This window comes from Cupriavidus sp. 01L46, assembly GCF_056399905.1.
This window is the reverse complement of sequence record NZ_JBFTSF010000623.1, coordinates 1-1,117: the sequence shown is the minus strand read 5'-3', so window position 1 is coordinate 1,117 and position 1,117 is coordinate 1. Positions and strand designations below refer to the sequence as shown.

At 58.2% G+C, this 1,117-nt stretch carries 1 protein-coding gene; it reads right to left on the bottom strand.

From position 1 onward, the window contains the following. Positions 1 to 1,105 (bottom strand): esterase/lipase family protein (locus tag AC1DS3_RS38925; protein ID WP_477129398.1); only part of this gene is annotated, 1,105 nt, incomplete at its 3' end. Positions 1,106 to 1,117 lie beyond the last annotated feature (12 nt).

Sequence of the window (1,117 nt, the reverse complement as noted above, 5' to 3'; positions counted from 1 at the left end):
TCCCCGGATCGTGCAAGACCTGTCCGGCCGCGAGATCGTCAACTTTGGGATAGGCATCAAACAGCCGGAGAGCACTGGAGATCCTCCGCTCCCAGACCACGTCGCCCCACGTCTTATGACCTGAATCGTCTCCATAGAATGCGTAAGTAGTTGCGTGGTACTTCCCACTGATCTCCGCTTGGAATACTTTGACTTGACGCTCAATAAGATCCACAAATCCGATCCAGTCCCGATCAATCGTGGCCTTCTTCGGATCCAGCGGATTGATCAGCTTGTCATCGCAAAGGGCCCACCACTTGCCGCGGACGGTATAGATCTCCTTGTACGGATCTGCCTTGGGCAAGCCGACCGTATTCTTGCCGTCCTTGAGCTTGAGCCAACCCATTCCGTACTCCGGGCTGGGCAACAACTGCAGGGGCCCGGGTGATTGCGCGAACACAGCAGTCATCTCCGCGGCGTTGGCGCCCAATGCGATCCCAGCCGGCATCTCCGTGCCTGCCTTCACCCGTTTATAGGCCGTAGCCGAACCCGTGGCGGGCATGACGCCGTGCACGATCCCCAGCACGCTCTTGTTGCCATCCATCAGTTCGGAGTAGTAGCGAGAAACCAGGCCACCCATCGAATGCGTCACGATGATCACGTAGTCGCACATATAGCCCTTGCTCCGGTAGTACGCCATGAACTCCCGGATCTTCCCGTCCAATCGCTTTGCGGACTCCGCATTCGATTGGAGCCAGTTGTAACCTACGGCATGCAAGGGGAGCTGGTATTTATAGGAGAGTGCCACCTCATCGTGAGTGAGTAACTCGACGCCGGGTGCATTTGCCACAGGGTTCTTCATCAGGCGCGCGCGCTCGCCCGTCTTGCACTGATCGGCATCGTTGAGCGCGTTCTCGAGCCAGGGTAGAAACGTGCCATAGCTCATGAAGCCGACCTCACCCCACCCGCGGCGCTTCAGTTCGGCATCGCTCTGGCGCGTACCTTGCGGGATGGCTCCATCGGCATAGACCTGGGTTTTCTTGGGATCAAGGATCCGTTTTCGCGTATCCGGACCTCTGTTCGCCCACGCCTTCGACACACTCCCCTTCCCGTTTACGAGCCACACGTGTTTTCCGTC